The 18,073-nt window shown below is 41.4% G+C and carries 20 protein-coding genes; 9 read left to right on the top strand and 11 right to left on the bottom strand.

Annotated elements, in window-relative coordinates; genetic code table 11:
- Window positions 1–98 precede the first annotated feature (98 nt).
- The 7 genes from G498_RS0110640 to G498_RS0110610 all read right to left on the bottom strand — a co-directional run bounded on the left by G498_RS0110640 (window position 99) and on the right by G498_RS0110610 (window position 4,587).
- Window positions 99–647 carry an IS1096 element passenger TnpR family protein gene (locus tag G498_RS0110640; protein ID WP_026981132.1) on the bottom strand — a complete coding sequence of 183 codons (549 nt, stop codon included), beginning with the start codon at window positions 645–647 and terminating at the stop codon, window positions 99–101.
- 85 nt (window positions 648–732) lie between these two features.
- A complete protein-coding gene (gene gloA2 / locus G498_RS0110635; RefSeq protein WP_026981131.1) occupies window positions 733–1,122 on the bottom strand; it encodes an SMU1112c/YaeR family gloxylase I-like metalloprotein in 390 nt (129 codons plus the stop codon).
- Window positions 1,122–1,751 (bottom strand): DUF998 domain-containing protein, encoded by a 630-nt coding sequence (locus G498_RS0110630; RefSeq protein ID WP_026981130.1) that lies wholly within the window; start codon window positions 1,749–1,751, stop codon window positions 1,122–1,124. The genes gloA2 and G498_RS0110630 overlap by 1 nt, the downstream gene beginning before the upstream one ends.
- Before the next feature lie 43 nt (window positions 1,752–1,794).
- The gene (locus G498_RS0110625) at window positions 1,795–2,409 is read right to left on the bottom strand and encodes an HPP family protein (protein WP_026981129.1); all 615 of its coding nucleotides are present in this window, start codon (window positions 2,407–2,409) and stop codon (window positions 1,795–1,797) included.
- Window position 2,410: 1 nt separating this feature from the next.
- Window positions 2,411–3,691: a chloride channel protein gene (locus G498_RS0110620; RefSeq protein ID WP_026981128.1), complete on the bottom strand. Its 1,281-nt coding sequence runs from the start codon at window positions 3,689–3,691 to the stop codon at window positions 2,411–2,413.
- Between the two features lie 90 nt (window positions 3,692–3,781).
- Window positions 3,782–4,138, bottom strand: a complete 357-nt coding sequence (locus tag G498_RS0110615) for an MmcQ/YjbR family DNA-binding protein (RefSeq protein ID WP_026981127.1) — start codon at window positions 4,136–4,138, stop codon at window positions 3,782–3,784.
- Window positions 4,138–4,587: a YciI family protein gene (locus G498_RS0110610; RefSeq protein ID WP_026981126.1), complete on the bottom strand. Its 450-nt coding sequence runs from the start codon at window positions 4,585–4,587 to the stop codon at window positions 4,138–4,140. The genes G498_RS0110615 and G498_RS0110610 overlap by 1 nt, the downstream gene beginning before the upstream one ends.
- Window positions 4,588–4,748: 161 nt before the next feature.
- Here G498_RS0110610 and G498_RS0110605 point away from each other — a divergent pair, with 161 nt between their 5' ends.
- The 7 genes from G498_RS0110605 to G498_RS0110570 all read left to right on the top strand — a co-directional run bounded on the left by G498_RS0110605 (window position 4,749) and on the right by G498_RS0110570 (window position 10,710).
- The gene (locus tag G498_RS0110605; protein WP_026981125.1) at window positions 4,749–6,902 is read left to right on the top strand and encodes a TonB-dependent receptor; all 2,154 of its coding nucleotides are present in this window, start codon (window positions 4,749–4,751) and stop codon (window positions 6,900–6,902) included.
- 154 nt (window positions 6,903–7,056) lie between these two features.
- A complete protein-coding gene (locus G498_RS0110595) occupies window positions 7,057–7,686 on the top strand; it encodes a tetratricopeptide repeat protein (RefSeq protein ID WP_026981124.1) in 630 nt (209 codons plus the stop codon).
- 27 nt (window positions 7,687–7,713) lie between these two features.
- Entirely contained in the window at window positions 7,714–7,881 is a 168-nt protein-coding gene (locus G498_RS15890) for a hypothetical protein (protein ID WP_165569392.1), read from the top strand.
- A gap of 9 nt (window positions 7,882–7,890) precedes the next feature.
- A complete protein-coding gene (locus G498_RS0110585; protein ID WP_026981123.1) occupies window positions 7,891–9,228 on the top strand; it encodes a histidine kinase in 1,338 nt (445 codons plus the stop codon).
- A gap of 11 nt (window positions 9,229–9,239) precedes the next feature.
- Window positions 9,240–9,566 (top strand): 2TM domain-containing protein, encoded by a 327-nt coding sequence (locus G498_RS0110580; protein ID WP_026981122.1) that lies wholly within the window; start codon window positions 9,240–9,242, stop codon window positions 9,564–9,566.
- Window positions 9,553–9,876: a 2TM domain-containing protein gene (locus G498_RS0110575; protein ID WP_026981121.1), complete on the top strand. Its 324-nt coding sequence runs from the start codon at window positions 9,553–9,555 to the stop codon at window positions 9,874–9,876. The genes G498_RS0110580 and G498_RS0110575 overlap by 14 nt, the downstream gene beginning before the upstream one ends.
- A gap of 81 nt (window positions 9,877–9,957) precedes the next feature.
- Window positions 9,958–10,710 carry a LytR/AlgR family response regulator transcription factor gene (locus G498_RS0110570; RefSeq protein WP_026981120.1) on the top strand — a complete coding sequence of 251 codons (753 nt, stop codon included), beginning with the start codon at window positions 9,958–9,960 and terminating at the stop codon, window positions 10,708–10,710.
- On the opposite strand, the gene G498_RS0110565 is transcribed toward G498_RS0110570, so the two are convergent.
- From G498_RS0110565 to G498_RS0110550, 4 genes are all read right to left on the bottom strand, one after another.
- The gene (locus G498_RS0110565) at window positions 10,691–12,466 is read right to left on the bottom strand and encodes an ABC transporter ATP-binding protein (protein WP_026981119.1); all 1,776 of its coding nucleotides are present in this window, start codon (window positions 12,464–12,466) and stop codon (window positions 10,691–10,693) included. The genes G498_RS0110570 and G498_RS0110565 overlap by 20 nt on opposite strands.
- Window positions 12,467–12,595: 129 nt before the next feature.
- Window positions 12,596–13,618 carry a COX15/CtaA family protein gene (locus G498_RS0110560; protein WP_026981118.1) on the bottom strand — a complete coding sequence of 341 codons (1,023 nt, stop codon included), beginning with the start codon at window positions 13,616–13,618 and terminating at the stop codon, window positions 12,596–12,598.
- Between the two features lie 79 nt (window positions 13,619–13,697).
- Entirely contained in the window at window positions 13,698–15,116 is a 1,419-nt protein-coding gene (locus tag G498_RS0110555) for a CCA tRNA nucleotidyltransferase (RefSeq protein ID WP_026981117.1), read from the bottom strand.
- A 46-nt stretch (window positions 15,117–15,162) separates the two neighbouring features.
- Window positions 15,163–15,729, bottom strand: a complete 567-nt coding sequence (locus G498_RS0110550) for an L-threonylcarbamoyladenylate synthase (RefSeq protein ID WP_026981116.1) — start codon at window positions 15,727–15,729, stop codon at window positions 15,163–15,165.
- Between the two features lie 135 nt (window positions 15,730–15,864).
- Here G498_RS0110550 and pseB point away from each other — a divergent pair, with 135 nt between their 5' ends.
- Window positions 15,865–16,878, top strand: coding sequence for a UDP-N-acetylglucosamine 4,6-dehydratase (inverting) (gene pseB, locus G498_RS0110545; RefSeq protein WP_026981115.1), 1,014 nt, complete (start codon window positions 15,865–15,867; stop codon window positions 16,876–16,878).
- A 6-nt stretch (window positions 16,879–16,884) separates the two neighbouring features.
- Window positions 16,885–18,072: a UDP-4-amino-4,6-dideoxy-N-acetyl-beta-L-altrosamine transaminase gene (gene pseC / locus G498_RS0110540; protein WP_026981114.1), complete on the top strand. Its 1,188-nt coding sequence runs from the start codon at window positions 16,885–16,887 to the stop codon at window positions 18,070–18,072.
- The last annotated feature ends 1 nt before the right edge of the window (window position 18,073 follow it).

Raw genomic sequence — 18,073 nt, 5'->3', positions numbered from 1 at the left:
TTGCAGTATTTTTAGATAAAAGAACCAAGAAAAAAGAACATTCTTAAATCTTGGCTCCAAGTTGTTGTCGAGTATTTCTTGTCCCTTGCTACTTCAAATTAATTCCAGTTATTATCCTCATAGCCAAAATCCTCAAACGAGTCGTCTCCGTCAAACATGTCGAAGTCTTCGTCGTCGAAATCGTCTTCAAATTCTCCGTACATATCGTCTTTGGATACAATTGGGGAATTGAAATCTTTGGTTGGGGCATCGGCCGGTAATTCACCGTGGGCAAACAGCAATTCCGGATAGGAAACTCCGGGTTCTTCAGCTTCTACAGCGGCTAATTCCACGAAAAACGTCCACATGTTGAAGAAATCGTATACGTAAATAATCTTGGTCGCATTTTCATCCAGAATAGAAGAAAGCGGATAATCGGCCATGGTTTTCAGTTCACCGGGAACATCGCCCGTATCGAACATCGGAATTTCATCCTCTTGTGTCCAGGCATCATCACAGGTGTAAAACGAAGCCATTTCCGTTCCGTCAAAACCAAACGCGTTTACGATGGCGTTGTGCAAATCTTCTAAAGTATCGTCTTCAAGGATGGCAATGTCGCGGAAAATATCTTCTTCAGCATCTAAAATCACTCTAAATTTATAAACCATGATTCTGTAATTTTTGGAAAGGTCAAAGGTAAAATTTAATTGTGAATTTCGACTCCGGATTTGCGAATTGTTGATAAGATTTTAATCAGCTCGCATAGAATTCGATAGGCAAACCGTCCGGATCGGCAAGGAAGAAAAACGCTTTTCCGGTGTATTCGTCGGTGCGGATGGCTTCGGCTTCGATTCCGTTGGACAGGATGAAAGCTCTTGTCTTTTCGATGTCGTTTACTTCAAAGGCCAAATGACGCAATCCGGCTGCTTCCGGTCTGGAAACCCGTTTCGGAGGATTGGGAAAAGAAAACAGTTCGATAACGTAAACGCCGTTTAAAGCCAAGTCGAGTTTATACGATTGCCGCGCTTCCCGATACACTTCCCGAACAATTTCCAGCCCTAAAATCTGTGTGTAGAAGTGTTTCGATTTTTCGTAATCGGAAGTGATAATGGCAATGTGGTGTATTTTATTGATAGACAGCATTACGGCGTTCGTTTGAGTTTTAAAAGATAATAGGAACAATACAAAATCCACAGCAGAATGCTGCCTTCAAGTACCCGTTGAATCAGTCCTTTGTAGGGTGAGTGTAAATTGGCATTCAGCAATCCGAAAAAACAAAAACTCAGCAGTGAAAGGGCAAAACTAATATTGGAAAGCATATTCCCTTTGCGCCATTTTCGGGCAGAAAAGCCAAGCAGAAAAATAGCCGGAGGACAAATCGTATACGTGATGAAACCTACAAAATTATGAATGATTTGCGACGAACTCGGGTTGATGAAATAAGGGTTGCAGTCTGTATCACAATTGAAAAAGCCGCAAATAATGGTGCCCACTCCATAACCAATCCCAATGCCTAAAAAACCAACTGTTCTTAAAGTAGACTTTGGGGTTTCCATAATGGCAAAAACAGAAAAAAGGGAGAACAGAATTCCGCTTGGGATATAACCAAAGAAGCGTAAAAAATCTGCGTGGCCCGCATTATCGGCATACAATTCACTGATAAATTGTGAAGTATGGCTGTATTTCGGATCTAACAGACCGCCTAAGAAAGTTGTAAAAACAAAAAGCGCTACTCCCAATGTGCCCGTCCAAAAGGCTTTTGATTTTCGCATGAAGTTTAGTTGTGTGTTTTAAATGAACCGCAATTTATGAAAATCAGATGGAATTCTTTTTGTCGAATGTAATCTGTTTTAAAAATTTTGTTTTGAATTTCGTAAATTTTTTATTGGTCGGATATTGTCTGTTTGTGGTGATGTTGTTGAAAATCAGGGCTACTACAAAAAGAATCAGCGCACCACTCAAAACAGGAGTTAAAACGTACCAATAGCCAAGTTTTAAAATGGCGGGAGATCCTGTTACGGCAATTAAAGCTGTTGCACCACCGGGCGGATGAAGCGTTTTGGTAATCTGCATCAATACAATGGCAGAGGCTACAGCAATCGCGGAAGCTAACCAGATAGTTTCCGGAAATAATTTTACCGCAGTCACTCCGGCTAATGCCGAGATGCAATGCCCGCCGATAAGGTTTCGCGGTTGTGCCAAAGGGCTTTGAATCACGCCATACACCAAAACACACGACGCTCCGAACGATCCAATCAGAAAAACAAAATCTTCCTTCGGAAAGGCGTTGTACTGCAAATAAGCGATAATCCCCATCCCCACAAAAGCGCCCACAAAAGCCCAGAAATGTTCTTTAAAATCAACAAGGGTTTCTTTGTAAAGAATGTATCGGGTGGTGCGATAACCGCGTTTTATTTTTTTGGTTGGCATGTTACTTTACGGTGTTGGGCTGAAAAGTGTAAACAGTATACGGATAAATTAATTTTGCGGTCGTTTTGGAAACCAGACAAACCACAAGAATTGGGAAAAACAAAGTATAATCGTTAACCAGTCCGCAGATGAGGAATAATGCGGTAAAAGGTGCGTGAATACTCGCGCTCAACATGGCGGCCATTCCGATAATCATGAAATTGAGCGGGATGACATTGGCCTCGAAAAACGTATTCAGTACCAAAGCGGTAAGCAAACCTAAAAATGCCCCGATAAACATGCTCGGCGCAAAAACGCCGCCATCGCCTCCGGATGCTAAAGTAACCGATGTAATGATGGGTTTTAAAAACAAAATCCCCAACATCGTTATTGTAAAAGAAGTGGTCAAAACAATCGAATCCGGATTCGTGAAAATCGTTTTTACGGCGTGATAACCTTCCCCGTATAATTGTGGCAAAACTAAAAGCGAAGTACTGATAATAACCGAACCGGTAATAATTTTTACGGAATGTTTTTCAATGGCTGCAAACTTCTTTTTAATGTAAATAACGGCCTTGGTCAGATAGACAGAATTCACACCGGCTAAAACACCCAACAGCAGAAAATAAGGAAGCGCATACAAATGCCAGTTTGAAACGGAAACCTGAAACAGTGGTTGTTCATCCAAAACCAAAATAAAGCTATACGCAACCGCAACCGCCAAAACAGTCGTTAACGCAAAAGTTTTGGTTACTTTTCGGGAAATCACTTCGAAGGAAAACAAAATCCCGGCAACCGGACTGCTGAACAGCGCGGTTATTCCGGCAGCAATCCCGGCACAGATTAGTTCGGTTTTGTGTCGTTTGAACAGGTTTTCTTTCTGTTGTGCCACCGAACCAATCGCAGCAGATGCCACAACGGTTGACACTTCAATTCCGGTAGAACCGCCAAAAGCTACCGTAAGCAATCCGTTGAAAAAATGTGAAGGAATTTTGTAAACCGGAAGCTTTTTGGCTTTCGAATCGCGGGCTTCAAAAATTTCCTTTATGCCTTTGTTTTCTTTCTTTTTAAACAAATACGAACGCAAAAAGTAAATTACCGATAAACCAACCAGCGGGAAAATCAGGAAAAACACCCAATTTAAACTGGCTTTGTGAAACAGAATTTCTTCGTAATGTTCAGTCAGCCGTTTTAAGGATACCGACATGAAAGCACATAAAAAACCAATCAATGCCGAAACAATGCTTAGTTTTTGAAATTTAATCAGTTTATAGTTTTTGCGAATTAATGCAGTTTTAGACATGGAATTGTAATTCAGATGAGGTACAAAAATAACTGCTGCAAAACCAAAAAGTGGTCAAAAAATGTTAAAATTCCAAATTCGGGAAGTAATTTATTTTTTTTCGCCGTCGATTTCTTTCCTTACTTTGGCCGGGAGTTTGGCTTTTACCAGCGTGTACGATTGCGTTACGTAATGCTGCCATTCTTTAGCAGACAACGTATTGGTATCGTGCACCAAAACCCACTTGTAACGCGCAACATAAGGCGCAGGCTGGAATCCTTGTCTCGCGGAAAGTTCCTCAAATTCTTCGTCAGTAACTTTAAATGAGGCTGAAGTGGGCGATTGGTTCAGTCCGATAACGCAGAACATTTTTTCTCCGATGCAGAAACACAAATCATTGCCCCATTTGATGTCTTCCGTTGCATGGGGAAGTGCTTTGCACAAGCGCTGAAGTTCTTCAATGTTCATTAAATCTTGGTTTTGGAAATTTTGTCGTGTATTTCGGAAACTTTCATCAGGGCCGCACTGCAGTACCAAGGTGTAAGTTCGGCTTCAAAGATTTTGGCTGCCACAGCCGGATCGGTTGCCACTAATTTTTGCGCTTCTTCCACGGTAGAGCAGTTAAAAATGAAAATCCCCCGATAGTTTCGGTCGTTTTTCATAAACGGTCCGGCTACCACTAATTTCCCTTCTTTAGCCAAACGGTTGATGTTTTCCATATGACCTTCAAAATACTTGTTGCGTTCTTCTTTGGTAGCTGTGGTGTTGCTGCCTGTTTTCAAAATACAGAAAACATAGGTCTTCATACCGTACTGATCGGCACCTACTTCCTTAGCAAGTTTTTCATCGTATGTTGTTTGATTTTCTTGAGCAAAAGCTGACACACTCAACAGCAGAAGGAATGCTAGTTTTTTCATAAGGAAATATTTTAAGAAGTTCAAATATACAAAAATAGGTTTCATGAGTTATCCATTGTTTTAATGGCTCACAGTTCATCCTTTAAAATCTACGGTTCGGTATGCTTTATTATTTTCAGAAATAATTCTGGTGGAAATTTGCTCCATCAAATGCAACCCAAATGAACAAGTTATTTACATTTTTAGTAGTCTTATGCGGAACCGTTGCGGTAGCACAAACTACAATTTCCGGAAAAGTAATCACTCATAAAGGCAAGCCGATTGAAGGTGCGAATGTCTTTATTGAAGGCGCCTACGACGGAGCAACTTCTGATAGTAACGGCGATTTTTCCTTTACCACAACAGAGAAAGGCCACCAGACTTTGGTAATCACCTACCTGAGTTTTGAAACCACCCGAATTCCCATCGAAATTGAAACGTACCAGCCACAGGAATGGAAGCTGAAAGAAAGTGTCAACACACTCGATGCGGTAGTAATTACAGCCGGAAATTTTAAAGCAGGCGATAATTCAAAAGCTGCCGCGTTAAAACCTCTGGACATCGTAACGACAGCCGGAGCCGCCGGGGATATTGTAGGTGCTTTGCAGACGTTGCCGGGCGCACAGATTGTCGGTGAAAGCGGAAGATTGTTCGTCCGTGGCGGGGAATCCGATGAAACGCAAACCTATATCGACGGGATTCGCGTGGCACAACCGTACGGCGCAACCGCGAACAATTTGCCTACACGCGGCCGTTTTTCCCCTTTTCTGTTTAGCGGAATGACATTTTCCACAGGCGGTTATTCGGCAGAATTTGGCGATGCGCTTTCGAGTGTTTTGCTGCTGAATACCATCAACGAAGCCGAACAGGAGCAAACCGACCTGTCGTTCATGACCGTTGGATTAGGTTTGGGCAATACGCAAAAATGGGAGAAAAGTTCCTTAACTTTTAATTTGTCGTATATCAATTTAGAACCGTATCAGAAAATCATCAAGCAGCATGTAGACTGGAACAAACCGTATCAGTCCCTATCCGGCGAAACGGTTTTCAGAAGGCATTTTGAGAATGGATTGTTCAAATTGTATGCGGCCTTTGATTATGCAGCTTTCGATTTGAACCAAAAAGATATTAATGCTCCGGAACCAATTCGGGTTGACACGCAAAACAATAATTTTTATCTGAATTCGTCCTACAAAGGAAATTTTGGGTCAGGTTGGAGCGTTCAGACGGGAATCAGCTTTGGCTACAGTCAGAACAAAATCGGTTTGGAATTGGACAAACTTCACAACCGCGAAAATGCATCGCACCTGAAACTGAAACTGACCAAAAAGTTCTCAAGCCGCGTTCATTTGACTTTTGGCGGCGATTATTTCATCACAGATTTTGACGAAAACTATAATGAATACAACATCGGAGTTTACCAAAGCGGTTTCCGGAACAACATCGGAGCAGCCTATGCAGAATCGGACATCTTCTTTTCCAAAAATTTTGCGGCAAAAGTGGGCGTAAGAGCCATGAACAGCGATTTAATCAACAAAAGCTCCATTGATCCGAGGATTTCACTGGCGTATAAAACCAGCAAAAACGGACAGGTTTCGTTAGCCTATGGCGATTTTCATCAGAATCCGAAACTGGAGTACCTGAAGTATCATTCCGATTTCGATTATGAAAAAACGTCACACTATATTTTAAACTATATGTATGGCAGCAACGGCAAGACTTTACGCACCGAATTGTTCTATAAAAAGTATTCGGATTTGGTGAAATACGATTCCGAAATGGCCATGTTTAACAGTATTTACAACAATAACGGTTACGGTTTTGCCAAAGGTTTGGATGTGTTTTGGCGCGACAGCAAATCGGTGAAAAATTTAGATTACTGGGTGTCGTATTCGTACATCGACAGCAAAAGGGATTATAAAAATTACAAAGCCGAAGTAACACCGAATTTTGTAGCCAGCCACACGCTTTCGGTAGTTGGAAAATACTGGATTGACAAATGGAAATCACAATTGAGCGTGACCAACAGTTTTGCCACGGGTCGTCCGTACAACAATCCGAACGAAACCGCTTTTATGAACGGAAAAACAAAAGAGTACAACAGTTTGAGCCTCAGTTGGGCGTATTTGTTGTCCCCGCAGAAAATCTTGTATTTTTCGGTATCAAATGTTTTGGGAAGCGACAATGTTTTCGGTTACCAATACGCCAATTCTCCTGATTTAAGCGGACAATTCCAGCGCCAGGCCATCACACAGCCGGCCGACCGTTTCTTCTTCATCGGTTTTTTCTGGACGATAAGCAAGGATAAGTCTAAAAATCAGCTGGATAATTTGTAATACGGTTCATCCTAAAAATTCAACAGTTCAGTAAACATTAATTTATAAGGTGCACCAACTGAAATATCTTTGGAGTATAAATTAAAAGAAATTTCAATCATCAGTTAAAAATCAATCGTAAAGCAAATAGTAATCAACTTAAAAACGAATTATCATGACAAAAGTTATCACATCATTAGTAGTATTCATCTGCGGATTAGCTTTCGCACAAGGTCCGTCAAAGTACGAACAGGGAATGGAGAAAGCCTTAGGGTTATGGAAAGAAAATAAAGTAGCTGAAGCCACTGCTATTTTTGAAAGAATTGCTTCGGTGGAAAAAGACAATTGGCTGCCGAATTACTATGTGGCACTGGTAAATACTATTGAAGCGTTCAAATCTCAGGATAAAACCAAAAACCCTGCGTATTTGGATAAGGCGCAAATTGCTTTAGACGATGCAACGGCCATCAGCCCGAACAATCCGGAATTAATGGTGGTTCAGGCGTTAATTTATACCGCCTGGATTGTTCAGGATCCGATGGCCAACGGGATGAAGTATTCCTCAAAAGCCATGGAACAGTATTACAAAGCACAAGTCATAGCGCCAGAAAACCCGCGTGTGGTGTTCTCGAAAGCCGAGTTTGAAATCGGAGGCGCCAAATACTGGGGAACGGATACCAAACCAATGTGTAAGGAAATTGAACGTTCTATCGAACTTTTTGCTAAATTTAAACCAGAAACACCGTTTCACCCGAATTGGGGATTAGACAGAGCTAAAGAAGTTTTGGCTACTTGCGGAAAATAATTCAGGAATCACTAAAAAACGATAAAAATGGAAACACAAAATCAGAATAGAAACAAAATTGCCGGTGCGATTTTCATCGGCTGTATGTTTGTAGGAATCGGAATCGGAATGTATGTGCAGAACACTGCTGTTGGAACCCTTGTGGGAATGGGAGTTGGCTTTATTGCATCCGCTATTGCAAGAGTCAAAGTATAATTAATTTTTATGAATATATTTTTAAGACACTTTCTGCGTTCTGTCACCCTTGGGTTGGGTATTTTCTTCGTCTTACTTTTTTTAAGATGGCTCACGGGAGGAAGCATTCAATGGGACAACAATTTACTGTTAAACCTTCAGTATACCTTGTTGTATACGGTAAGTTTGTACCTGGTGAATGCCTTTTTGTTTGTCTTTTTAGATAAAATATTCATAAAAAACCGGTTTTCCGTAAAACGGATTGCGCTGAGTTTTTCCCTCTCGCTCGTTGTAACCGTTTGCGTGATTTTCCTGTTGAGGTTTTTCGAAGAAGTAATCGTAAACGCGAAAAGCATCGATGTGTTTTTACAGCATGAACACGCTTCGAATTACATTGTATCAGCAATTATAACGATTATTGTCAGTCTGTTTGTTCATGCGGCGTATTTCTATCGTTCGTATCAGGAAAACAGGGTTAAAGAGCAGAAAATCATTGCAGGAACCGCTTCGGCTAAATTTGAAAGTTTAAAAAACCAGATTGATCCGCATTTTTTGTTCAACAGCCTGAATGTGTTAAGTTCTCTGATTGAAGAAAATCCGGACAGCGCGCAGAAATTCACGTCATCCCTGTCTAAAATTTACCGGTATGTGTTGGAACAGCGCGACAAAGAACTGGTAAGCATTGAAGAAGAACTCGCTTTCGCCAAAACGTACATGAACCTTTTAAAGATGCGGTTCGAGAACAGTATTTTTTACGAATTGCCCGAAACCGTAAACAATCCGGAAGCGAAAGTAGTACCGTTGTCGTTGCAACTGCTTTTGGAAAATACGGTGAAGCACAATGTGGTAAGCGAAAAAAAACCACTAAGAATAAGGATTTTTGAACGGAACAACTGTCTGGTGGTTCAAAACGATTTGCAGAAAAAAGAAGTTTTAAAAGATCGGCAAGGAGTTGGTTTACAGAATATTATCAACCGGTACGCGATTCTTACCGAGCGGAAAGTAAGTATTCAGCAAACCGAAACCGAATTCATGGTAGCTTTACCACTATTAACCAAGCAGGTAGGCATCATGCATACAGCACATAAAACAGCTGACGATTCGGCTTATTACAGAGCGAAGAAAAGGGTGGAAGCCATAAAGGGTTTTTACGGAAGTCTGATTTCCTATTGCGTGGTCATTCCGGTTTTGATTTTTATTAACCTTAACTTTTCGCCTAAATTTCAGTGGTTCTGGTTTCCGATGATAGGCTGGGGAATGGGACTTTTTATGCACGGTTTCGGAGTTTTCAGCTACGGATCGAGATGGGAAGAACGCAAAATCCGGGAAATACTCAACAAAGACAAAACGAAACAAAACTGGAGGTAAACACTAAAAACATGGAAGCAAAACCAAATAATCGCGAGCAATTTGAAAGAGCGAAAAAAAGAGTGGACGAAATCAAAGGATTCTACGGACACTTAACGGTTTATATCTTAGTCAATATATTTTTTCTGGTGATTAACCTGCTCACCTCACCGGAACACTTATGGTTTTTTTGGCCGATGCTGGGATGGGGAATCGGGGTAGCCATGCACGGATTGCGGGTTTTCAATTATATGCCTTTTTTCGGCAAGGATTGGGAAGAACGCAAACTGAAAGAATTCCTGGAGGAAGAAGAACGCCAGAAAGAAAAATTTAAAAATGAAGATCATGGAAAACTATAACGACCATTTCGACGAGCGCTATGAAGACGCCAAGAAAAGGGTAAAACGATTAAAAGGTTTTTATTCCCATCTGATGGCTTATGTATTGGTAAACATCATGATAGTATTTCTGAACATCAGCAATTTAAAACCGGGCGAAAGTTATTTTCAGTTTGAAAACTTCTTTACGGCTTTCTTTTGGGGAATCGGTTTGTTGGCGCATGCGGTCAGCGTTTTCGGGCATCACCTAATTTTCGGCAAAGACTGGGAAGAAAAGAAAATCAAAGAATTCATGGAGAAGGAACGTCAGCAGCAGGACAGATGGGAGTAATTTTAGTTACAGTTTTCAGTAGTAGTTTCAGTTTTCAATACTAATTTATTTCGTAACCTTAGTACCTTAGCCTCTTAAAAAATGAACATCATCATCATCGAAGACGAAAAACCGGCCGCCCGTCTGTTGCAGCGCAAAGTGGAAAAATTAGGATTGACGGTAAACACCATGCTGCATTCGGTAGAAGAAGCGCTGGACTGGTTTCAGCACCATCCGCATCCGGATTTGATTTTTCTGGACATACAATTGTCCGACGGTTTGTCGTTTGAAATTTTTGAGAAAATAGACATCAAAAGCGCTGTGATTTTTACAACCGCATACGATGAATATGCCTTACGCGCTTTCAAACTGAACAGCATCGATTATCTCTTAAAACCGATTGACGAAGACGATCTGGAAGCCGCGGTCAACAAATTCAAAGCCCGCAGTCAGCCGCAGAATTTATCGTTGGATTTTGAAATGATTAAGAAGATGCTCGTCAATCCGATTGATAAAAACTATAAAAAACGATTCACGGTAAAAATCGGTCAGCAGTTAAAACTGATCAATGTAGAAGAAGTGGAATGTTTTTACAGCGAAAACAAAGGTACGTATCTGCACACGGTAGACAATCGCAATTACCTGTTGGACGGAACCTTAGAACAACTCGAAACCGAACTCAATCCAAAGGATTTTTACCGCGTAAGCCGAAAATTCATAGTGCCGATGAAAGCCATCAGGGAAATCCAGCTCCACAGCAACTCCCGTCTGAAAGTAATTTTACCAACCTATCATGAAGATGAGGTTATCGTCGCCCGGGAAAGAGTAAACGATTTTAAAGACTGGATAGGATAGTTTCGCCGGTTCTCTTTTCGCGTTCCCCGATTTGCTGACGCCACATCGCATAATACAGACCTTTTTTATCCAGCAGCTCGGTATGTGAACCCTGTTCGGAGATTTGGCCTTTTTCCAGTACAAAAATCGTGTCGGCATGCATAATCGTAGACAGACGGTGCGCAATCAGAATGGTGATTTGCTGTTTGTTGGCGGAAATCTCTTTAACTGTTTTGGTAATTTGTTCTTCGGTAAGGGAATCTAAGGCTGAAGTGGCTTCATCAAAAATAAGCAGCCGGGGTTTTCGAAGTAATGCCCGTGCGATGGAAAGACGTTGTTTTTCACCACCGGACAATTTTTTTCCGCCTTCGCCTAAAACCGTATCGAGTCCTTTTTTGCTGTTGTTGATTATGTTTGTGGCAGATGCTTTCCGAATCGATTCTAACAGTTCTTCTTCGGTGGCATCGGGTTTTACGAACAACAGATTTTCGCGTATGGTTCCGGAAAACAATTGCGTATCCTGCGTTACAAAACCCAATTGACGCCGGATTCTGTTGTACCGCAATTCGTTGATGGACACACCGTCATACAAAATATCGCCTTCCACCGGACGATACAAACCCACCAGCAATTTCACCAAAGTCGATTTCCCAGAACCGGACGGGCCGACAAAGGCTATGGTGTCGCCTAATTTCGCCTGAAACGAGATGTTCTGAATAGCATTTTGAGTGGCATTTTTATGACGGAAAACGATGTTGTTAAAATGTAAATTTTCAATTTCGCCCACATCAACAGGCTCTTCCGGGCTGAATTCGGGTTTTTTCTGCATTAAATCGTTGAAAAGGTGCAAAGCGGTTTCGGCTTCCCGATACGAAAGAATGATGCTTCCCAAATCCTGCAAAGGACCAATGATTCCGGTAGAAATAAATTGCATGGAAATTAATTCTCCGGCGGATAAAACGTCTTTAAAAATCAACCACAGCAAAATAAACAGGATGGATTGTTTCAGCAAGGTTAAAATGCTTCCCTGAAGAAAGGTGAGGGTTCGCATTTTTTTTACTTTTTCCATCTCCAGGTCGTAAATTTCCTGTGTGTGCAGTCGCAAACGGCGAATTTCCGGATAGGTTAAGCCCAGGCTTTTTACGAGTTCGATGTTGCGCAAACTTTCCGTAATGGTGCCGCTCATCTGACGGTTTTGCCGAATGAGGGAACGCTGCAGGGTTTTGATGGAACGGCTTAAAATGCTGGTCAATCCACCTAAAAGCACAACGCCAATTAAAAAAACGGGAATCAGTGCCCAATGTTTGGTGACGGCATACCACATTAAAAAGCCAATACCCACCAACGATGAGAACAGAATATTGATAAATGAAGATAAAAATTTCTCCGTATCGGCACGTACTTTTTGCAGTATGGATAAGATTTCGCCACTGCTTTGGTCTTCAAATTCCTGATAGGGCAATCGCAGGGTCTGGCGTAGTCCGTCGTTAAAAATCTGCATCCCGAATTTTTGTACAATCATCCGCAACACATAATCCTTAAACGCAGAAACCAAGCGGGAAGCAAGGGCAATGCCAATGGCTAAGGCGAGTAATTTTAAAACACCGTTTACCAGTTGGTCGTTATGCTGTTGTTTCGGATTCAGGGCATAATCGTCGATAATCTTCCCAAAAATAATCGGATCATATAGGGCTAAAATTTGAGCAATTCCGGCCAGAACCAAAGTTAAAACAACCCACCATTGGTAAGGTTTCAGGTATTTCCAGAGTAAATCCATAACAAAACTGTTGGAGTTCTCTCAAATATAGGGAAAATATAGGATTGTTTAGGTATTACTGAAATCCGGCAGGAACTTGTTTCGGTATTTTGGCTTTTCGAAAGGGTTTTGATTTAGTCCTGTTACAATTTATTTACTCAATCGGTGCAAGCTAAACACCATGGCCGAAAGCAGCATAAAAGCCACCAGCTGATGCGCCAATCCCAACCAAAGCGGTACATGGTACAGCAAAGTGAAAACTCCTAAAGCAAACTGCATGAAGACTATCACCACTAAGACATTGATTCCTTTTTTCTGTGTCTCGTTAAGTTCATACTTTTTGGAACGGAAATACAGATACAGGATCGTGCCCACCACTGCATAGGCGAAAGTTCTGTGTACGAACTGAACCCCGCTTTTTCCTTCTGTAAATCGTAACAACCACGAATCTTTTTCAAGGGCAATGCTTTCATGGAAAAACTGTCCGTCACTCATTAACGGCCAATGGTTGTGAATTAAACCGGCATTTAAACCGGCCACAAAACCACCGTAAATAATTTGAATGATGAGTACGATTAAGGCAATTCGGGCGATGGTTCGCAACGGTTTGATAATTTTATTTCTGTCAGGATACATCAGATCTAAAGCAACCCAAAGGGTGTAGGCGAAAGTAATAAATGCAAAGGTCAGATGTAGCGACAGGCGGAAATGACTCACATCCGGCATGTCGATTAAACCGCTTTTTACCATGAACCAACCCAAGAATCCCTGAAATGCACCCATTCCCAAAAGCACAATGCATTTTTTGATGGTTTCAGAAGACAAGCGTTTTTTGATCAGGAAATAAACAAAAGGAATTATAAACACTACTCCGATAATACGACCAATGAAACGATGAAACCACTCCCAGAAGTAGATGAATTTGTAATCGTCCAGATCAAAATCATTGTGAATGTTAATAAGCTGATATTCGGGAAATTTTTTGTATTCTTCGAAGGCTTGTGTCCATTTTTCTTCGGTCATTGGAGGGAAGGTGTCGGTAATTAAATGCCAATCTGTCATCGATAAACCGGAGTTGGTCAATCGGGTGATACCGCCAACCATCACCATGATGAATAATAATACACAACCGGATAACAACCAGATAATTACAGATTTGTTTTCTTTTTTCATTTGAAATCGTGGTATTTGCCGCAAAGTTACCGTTATCACCGTCAAAAAGCAATGGGATAAAAGTTAAACTTAGGTGTTTTTATGTTGCTTTTTTTAGGCCCATTTTTTCTGCTTTTCTTAAAACAAAATCGTAAGCCGCCTGATATTCGTTCGGAATTTCCCCTTCTAAAATCGCTTCTTTCACCGCTTCTTTCAACATTCCGATTTCCCGTGAAGGCTTCAAATTGAACAATTCCATGATTTCCTCACCGGTAATCGGCGGCTGAAACACACGGACTCTGTCGCGTTCTTCCACTTCTACAATTTTCTCACGAACGATTTTAAAATTGTTGTGGTATTTCTGGAATTTCTTCGGATTTTTAGTGGTGATGTCGGCTTCACATAAAGTCATCAGGCTTTCCACATCTTCGCCGGCATCAAAAACCAAACGACGTACTGCTGAATCGGTCACGATTTCCTGAGCCAATACAATAGGTCGGGAACTCATGGTTACCATTTTCTGTACAAATTTCAGCTTTTGGTTTAACGGCATGTGCAAACGGACAAAGATTTTCTTCGCCATTTTTCCACCCAGAAATTCATGTCCGTGAAACGTCCAGCCCTGTTTTTTGTTGTATTTCTTCGTTGGTGCTTTGCCGATATCGTGCAATAAAGCCGCCCAGCGCAGCCAAACGTCATCGGTATTCGGACAGATGTTATCGACTACTTCTAAAGTATGATAGAAATTGTTTTTATGCGTATGACCTTCCACTTCTTCCACATTGTTCAAAGCGGTCAGTTCCGGCAGAATGATGTCTAACAAACCGGTTTTATACAACAGTAAAAATCCGACCGATGGTTTGTCTGACATCAGTATTTTGTTCAGTTCATCCACGATTCGCTCGCCGGTAATGATGTTAATGCGGTCTTTGTTTCGGGAAATGGCTTCCAACGATTCGGCTTCGATTTCAAAATGCAGTTGGGAAGCAAAACGAATTGCACGCATCATGCGTAACGGGTCGTCGGAATACGTAATATCAGGATTTAAAGGCGTTCGGATGATTTTGTTTTCCAAATCCTGCAATCCGTTGAACGGATCGACCAAATCGCCGAAATTCTTTTCGTTCAGCGAAAGCGCCAAGGCATTAATGGTGAAATCGCGTCGGTTCTGATCGTCTTCCAAAGTCCCGTTTTCCACCACCGGATTCCGGCTTTCAAACTGATAACTTTCTTTTCGGGCACCCACAAACTCAATATCCATGTCGTGATAGCGCAACATAGCCGTTCCGTAGGTTTTGAAAACCTGAACTTTGGGTTTGTTCGGCAGTAATTCGGATACTTTTAAAGCGAGTTCGATGCCGCTGCCCACCGCTACGATGTCGATGTCTTTTTTGTGATTGCGTTGTAAAAGCAAATCACGAACGAAACCGCCAATGACGTAGCTTTCCACGTTCAGTTCTTGGGCTGCCTGTGTGGTGATTTTGAATATTTTATCTTGTAATGCTTCTTTGTAATTCATGCTGAAGTTTAAAGTCCTGACTGTAATCTGAGACTGCGATGCTACACTATTTTCGGATAATCTTCACCTGACTGTCAGACGTTAGTTTAATAATCGTGGAAGGTTTGTCGCAAACTTTATCGTGCTGCAAATTTACCACATAGTCCACACCTTTTAAAATTTCAGGACTGATTTCTTTAAACGATTTCGGTGTAGGCTGTCCGGAAATATTTGCGGAAGTGGAAACCAACGGCTTTTTCATACGCTCCATCAGTTTGAAGCAGAACGGTTCTTTAACCAGGCGAACCCCGAGTGTTTTGTCTTCGGCAATAATATTTTCGGCTACATTTCGCGGATTGTCTAGGATTAACGTGGTTGGTTTTTCGGATAAATCCAGAATCTGCCAGGCGACTTCCGGAATGTCTTTGAACACGTTGTACATCATGCGGTCGGAATTCATCAGAACAATCATGCTTTTGCTTTCTTCGCGCTGTTTCAAAGCATAAATCTTTTTAATTGCCTCCGGATTGGTAGCGTCACAGCCGATTCCCCAAACGGTGTCGGTGGGATAGAGAATGATGCCACCGTTTTTAATGACTTCGTAGGCGTTGTGAACTTCGGTGTTAAGATCCATTTTTAATATTTTTTACAAATATACTTAACTATTGGTTCTGTAGAAAAATCTGCGGTTTAATGTTAAAGATGTCTTCTGTTAAGGCTAACAACTAAATCTTAAATTTATATATTTGTAGACTAAAAATTATAAAAAATGCTGAATAATAAATCTATATTAATTACAGGCGGAACAGGCTCGTTAGGCAAAGAATTGACCAAGACGATTTTAAAGAAATGGCCCAATGTAAGCCGACTTGTGATTTATTCCCGTGACGAGCAGAAACAGTTTCAGATGGCACAGGAGTTTCCTGAGTCTGAATATCCGGCAATACGCTATTTTATCGGTGATGTTAGGGATTTGGAGCGTCTGAAAAGAGCTTTCAACGGGATAGACTATGTTATTCACGCTGCAGCAATGAAACACGTGCATATTGCAGAGTACAATCCGGATGAGTGCGTGAAAACCAATATCGGAGGTGCGGAAAACGTTATTAAGGCATGTCTGTCTTCCGGTGTAACCAAAGTGGTAGCATTGTCAACCGACAAAGCTTGTGCTCCCATCAATTTGTATGGGGCTACGAAACTTACATCCGATAAATTATTCATTGCGGCCAATAACATCAAAGGGAAACAGGATATTAAATTTTCGGTTGTCCGCTACGGAAACGTTATGGGTTCTAACGGATCGGTAATTCCGTTCTTTATGAAAAAGAGAGAAGAAGGCGTATTGCCAATTACCGATGTCAACATGACCCGCTTCAATATTTCTTTGCAAGGTGGTGTCGATATGGTACTTCATGCGTTGGACACAGCCTGGGGAGGCGAATTGTTTGTGCCTAAGATTCCGTCATACCGCATTTTGGATGTAGCTCAGGCAATCGCACCAAATTGTGAGCACAGGGTGGTTGGAATTCGTCCGGGAGAAAAAGTGCACGAAGAGATGATCACTTCTTCAGATTCCTTCACTACTTACGATTTAGGAAAATACTATGTGATTCTGCCACAGGTTACCAACTGGAATCTGGAGGATTACAAGAAGCATTTTAATGCAAAGATAGTTCCGCAGGGGTTCAGCTATACATCAGGAGAAAATACAGAATGGGAAACGGTTGCCAGTATGAGAGAACAGATTAAAGAGCACCTTTACCCTGATTTTGAACCAAAATAATTTTACATGATACCTTACGGAAAACAAAATATTACAGAAGAAGACATCCAGGCGGTTGCCAAAGCCCTCAAAGGAGATTTTCTGACCCAAGGCCCAACCATTTTAGAATTTGAGAAAGCATTTTCCGAATATATAGGCTGTAAATATTCAGTGGCGGTTTCTAACGGAACTGCTGCTTTGCATTTATCCGCTCTGGCTTTAGACGTAAAAGAAGGCGATAAAGTCATTACCACTCCGATTACATTTGCAGCATCGGCGAATTGTGTTCGTTATTGCGGTGGAGAAGTGGTTTTTTCGGATATTGATCCGGATACTTATCTGCTGGATGTTAAAGCTGTTGAGGAGTTGTTGAAAGCTTCTCCTAAAGGAACCTACAAAGGCATCATTCCGGTTGATTTTGCCGGAAGAGCAGTCAATTTGGAGGCGTTTAGAAGATTAGCAGACGAATACGGTTTGTGGATCATCGAAGACGCGTGTCATGCGCCGGGAGGTTATTTTGTGGATAGTCAGAACCAAAAGCAAAACTGCGGTAACGGAAACTTTGCGGATTTAGCCATTTTTTCATTTCATCCGGTAAAACATATTGCCACAGGAGAAGGCGGAATGATTACCACCAACGATGAAAAACTTTATAAAAAACTTTTAGAACTTCGTACTCACGGTATTACAAGGGATACAGCCAGTTTTAAAAATACCGTTGAATTTGCGGTGGGTCAGGAAGTTAACGCCGCGGCAACCTATCCGGGTTGGTATATGGAAATGCAGACTTTAGGCTATAATTACCGCTTTACCGATTTTCAGGCAGCTTTGGGAATCAGTCAGCTTTCAAGAGCCGATAAAGGTATTGCAAGACGTAAAGAAATAGCGGCAAAATACAACGATTCGTTTTCGGGAAAAAATTTCATCAAAGGGCAGTCCGGTTTTGTGGAAGGCCATGCGTACCATTTGTATGTGATTGAAGTTGAGGACCGTATGGGCTTGTACAATTATCTTCGTGAACATAAAATTTTTGCACAGATTCACTACATTCCTTGTCATTTGATGCCGTATTACAAAGCATTGGGCTGGAATGAAAACGATATGCCTAAAGCCGAAGCGTATTACAAACATTGTATCAGCTTACCGATGTATCCGACTTTGACGGATCAGGAGCAGCAATTTGTTATCGATAAAGTTAATTCTTATTTCCAATAAT

The sequence above is a fragment of the Flavobacterium suncheonense GH29-5 = DSM 17707 genome (assembly GCF_000430025.1).
In the GTDB taxonomy this organism is placed as follows: Bacteria; Bacteroidota; Bacteroidia; order Flavobacteriales; family Flavobacteriaceae; genus Flavobacterium; species Flavobacterium suncheonense.
The sequence above is the reverse complement of the archived record's forward strand: the minus strand, read 5'-3'. Positions and strand labels throughout refer to the sequence as shown.

Bases quoted from the DNA above. Each gene is read 5' to 3' on its own strand.
- G498_RS0110640 (WP_026981132.1), bottom strand. From the start codon at position 647: ATGGTTTATAAATTTAGAGTGATTTTAGATGCTGAAGAAGATATTTTC.
- gloA2 (WP_026981131.1), bottom strand. From the start codon at position 1,122: ATGCTGTCTATCAATAAAATACACCACATTGCCATTATCACTTCCGAT.
- G498_RS0110630 (WP_026981130.1), bottom strand. From the start codon at position 1,751: ATGCGAAAATCAAAAGCCTTTTGGACGGGCACATTGGGAGTAGCGCTT.
- G498_RS0110625 (WP_026981129.1), bottom strand. From the start codon at position 2,409: ATGCCAACCAAAAAAATAAAACGCGGTTATCGCACCACCCGATACATT.
- G498_RS0110620 (WP_026981128.1), bottom strand. From the start codon at position 3,691: ATGTCTAAAACTGCATTAATTCGCAAAAACTATAAACTGATTAAATTT.
- G498_RS0110615 (WP_026981127.1), bottom strand. From the start codon at position 4,138: ATGAACATTGAAGAACTTCAGCGCTTGTGCAAAGCACTTCCCCATGCA.
- G498_RS0110610 (WP_026981126.1), bottom strand. From the start codon at position 4,587: ATGAAAAAACTAGCATTCCTTCTGCTGTTGAGTGTGTCAGCTTTTGCT.
- G498_RS0110605 (WP_026981125.1), top strand. From the start codon at position 4,749: ATGAACAAGTTATTTACATTTTTAGTAGTCTTATGCGGAACCGTTGCG.
- G498_RS0110595 (WP_026981124.1), top strand. From the start codon at position 7,057: ATGACAAAAGTTATCACATCATTAGTAGTATTCATCTGCGGATTAGCT.
- G498_RS15890 (WP_165569392.1), top strand. From the start codon at position 7,714: ATGGAAACACAAAATCAGAATAGAAACAAAATTGCCGGTGCGATTTTC.
- G498_RS0110585 (WP_026981123.1), top strand. From the start codon at position 7,891: ATGAATATATTTTTAAGACACTTTCTGCGTTCTGTCACCCTTGGGTTG.
- G498_RS0110580 (WP_026981122.1), top strand. From the start codon at position 9,240: ATGGAAGCAAAACCAAATAATCGCGAGCAATTTGAAAGAGCGAAAAAA.
- G498_RS0110575 (WP_026981121.1), top strand. From the start codon at position 9,553: ATGGAAAACTATAACGACCATTTCGACGAGCGCTATGAAGACGCCAAG.
- G498_RS0110570 (WP_026981120.1), top strand. From the start codon at position 9,958: ATGAACATCATCATCATCGAAGACGAAAAACCGGCCGCCCGTCTGTTG.
- G498_RS0110565 (WP_026981119.1), bottom strand. From the start codon at position 12,466: ATGGATTTACTCTGGAAATACCTGAAACCTTACCAATGGTGGGTTGTT.
- G498_RS0110560 (WP_026981118.1), bottom strand. From the start codon at position 13,618: ATGAAAAAAGAAAACAAATCTGTAATTATCTGGTTGTTATCCGGTTGT.
- G498_RS0110555 (WP_026981117.1), bottom strand. From the start codon at position 15,116: ATGAATTACAAAGAAGCATTACAAGATAAAATATTCAAAATCACCACA.
- G498_RS0110550 (WP_026981116.1), bottom strand. From the start codon at position 15,729: ATGGATCTTAACACCGAAGTTCACAACGCCTACGAAGTCATTAAAAAC.
- pseB (WP_026981115.1), top strand. From the start codon at position 15,865: ATGCTGAATAATAAATCTATATTAATTACAGGCGGAACAGGCTCGTTA.
- pseC (WP_026981114.1), top strand. From the start codon at position 16,885: ATGATACCTTACGGAAAACAAAATATTACAGAAGAAGACATCCAGGCG.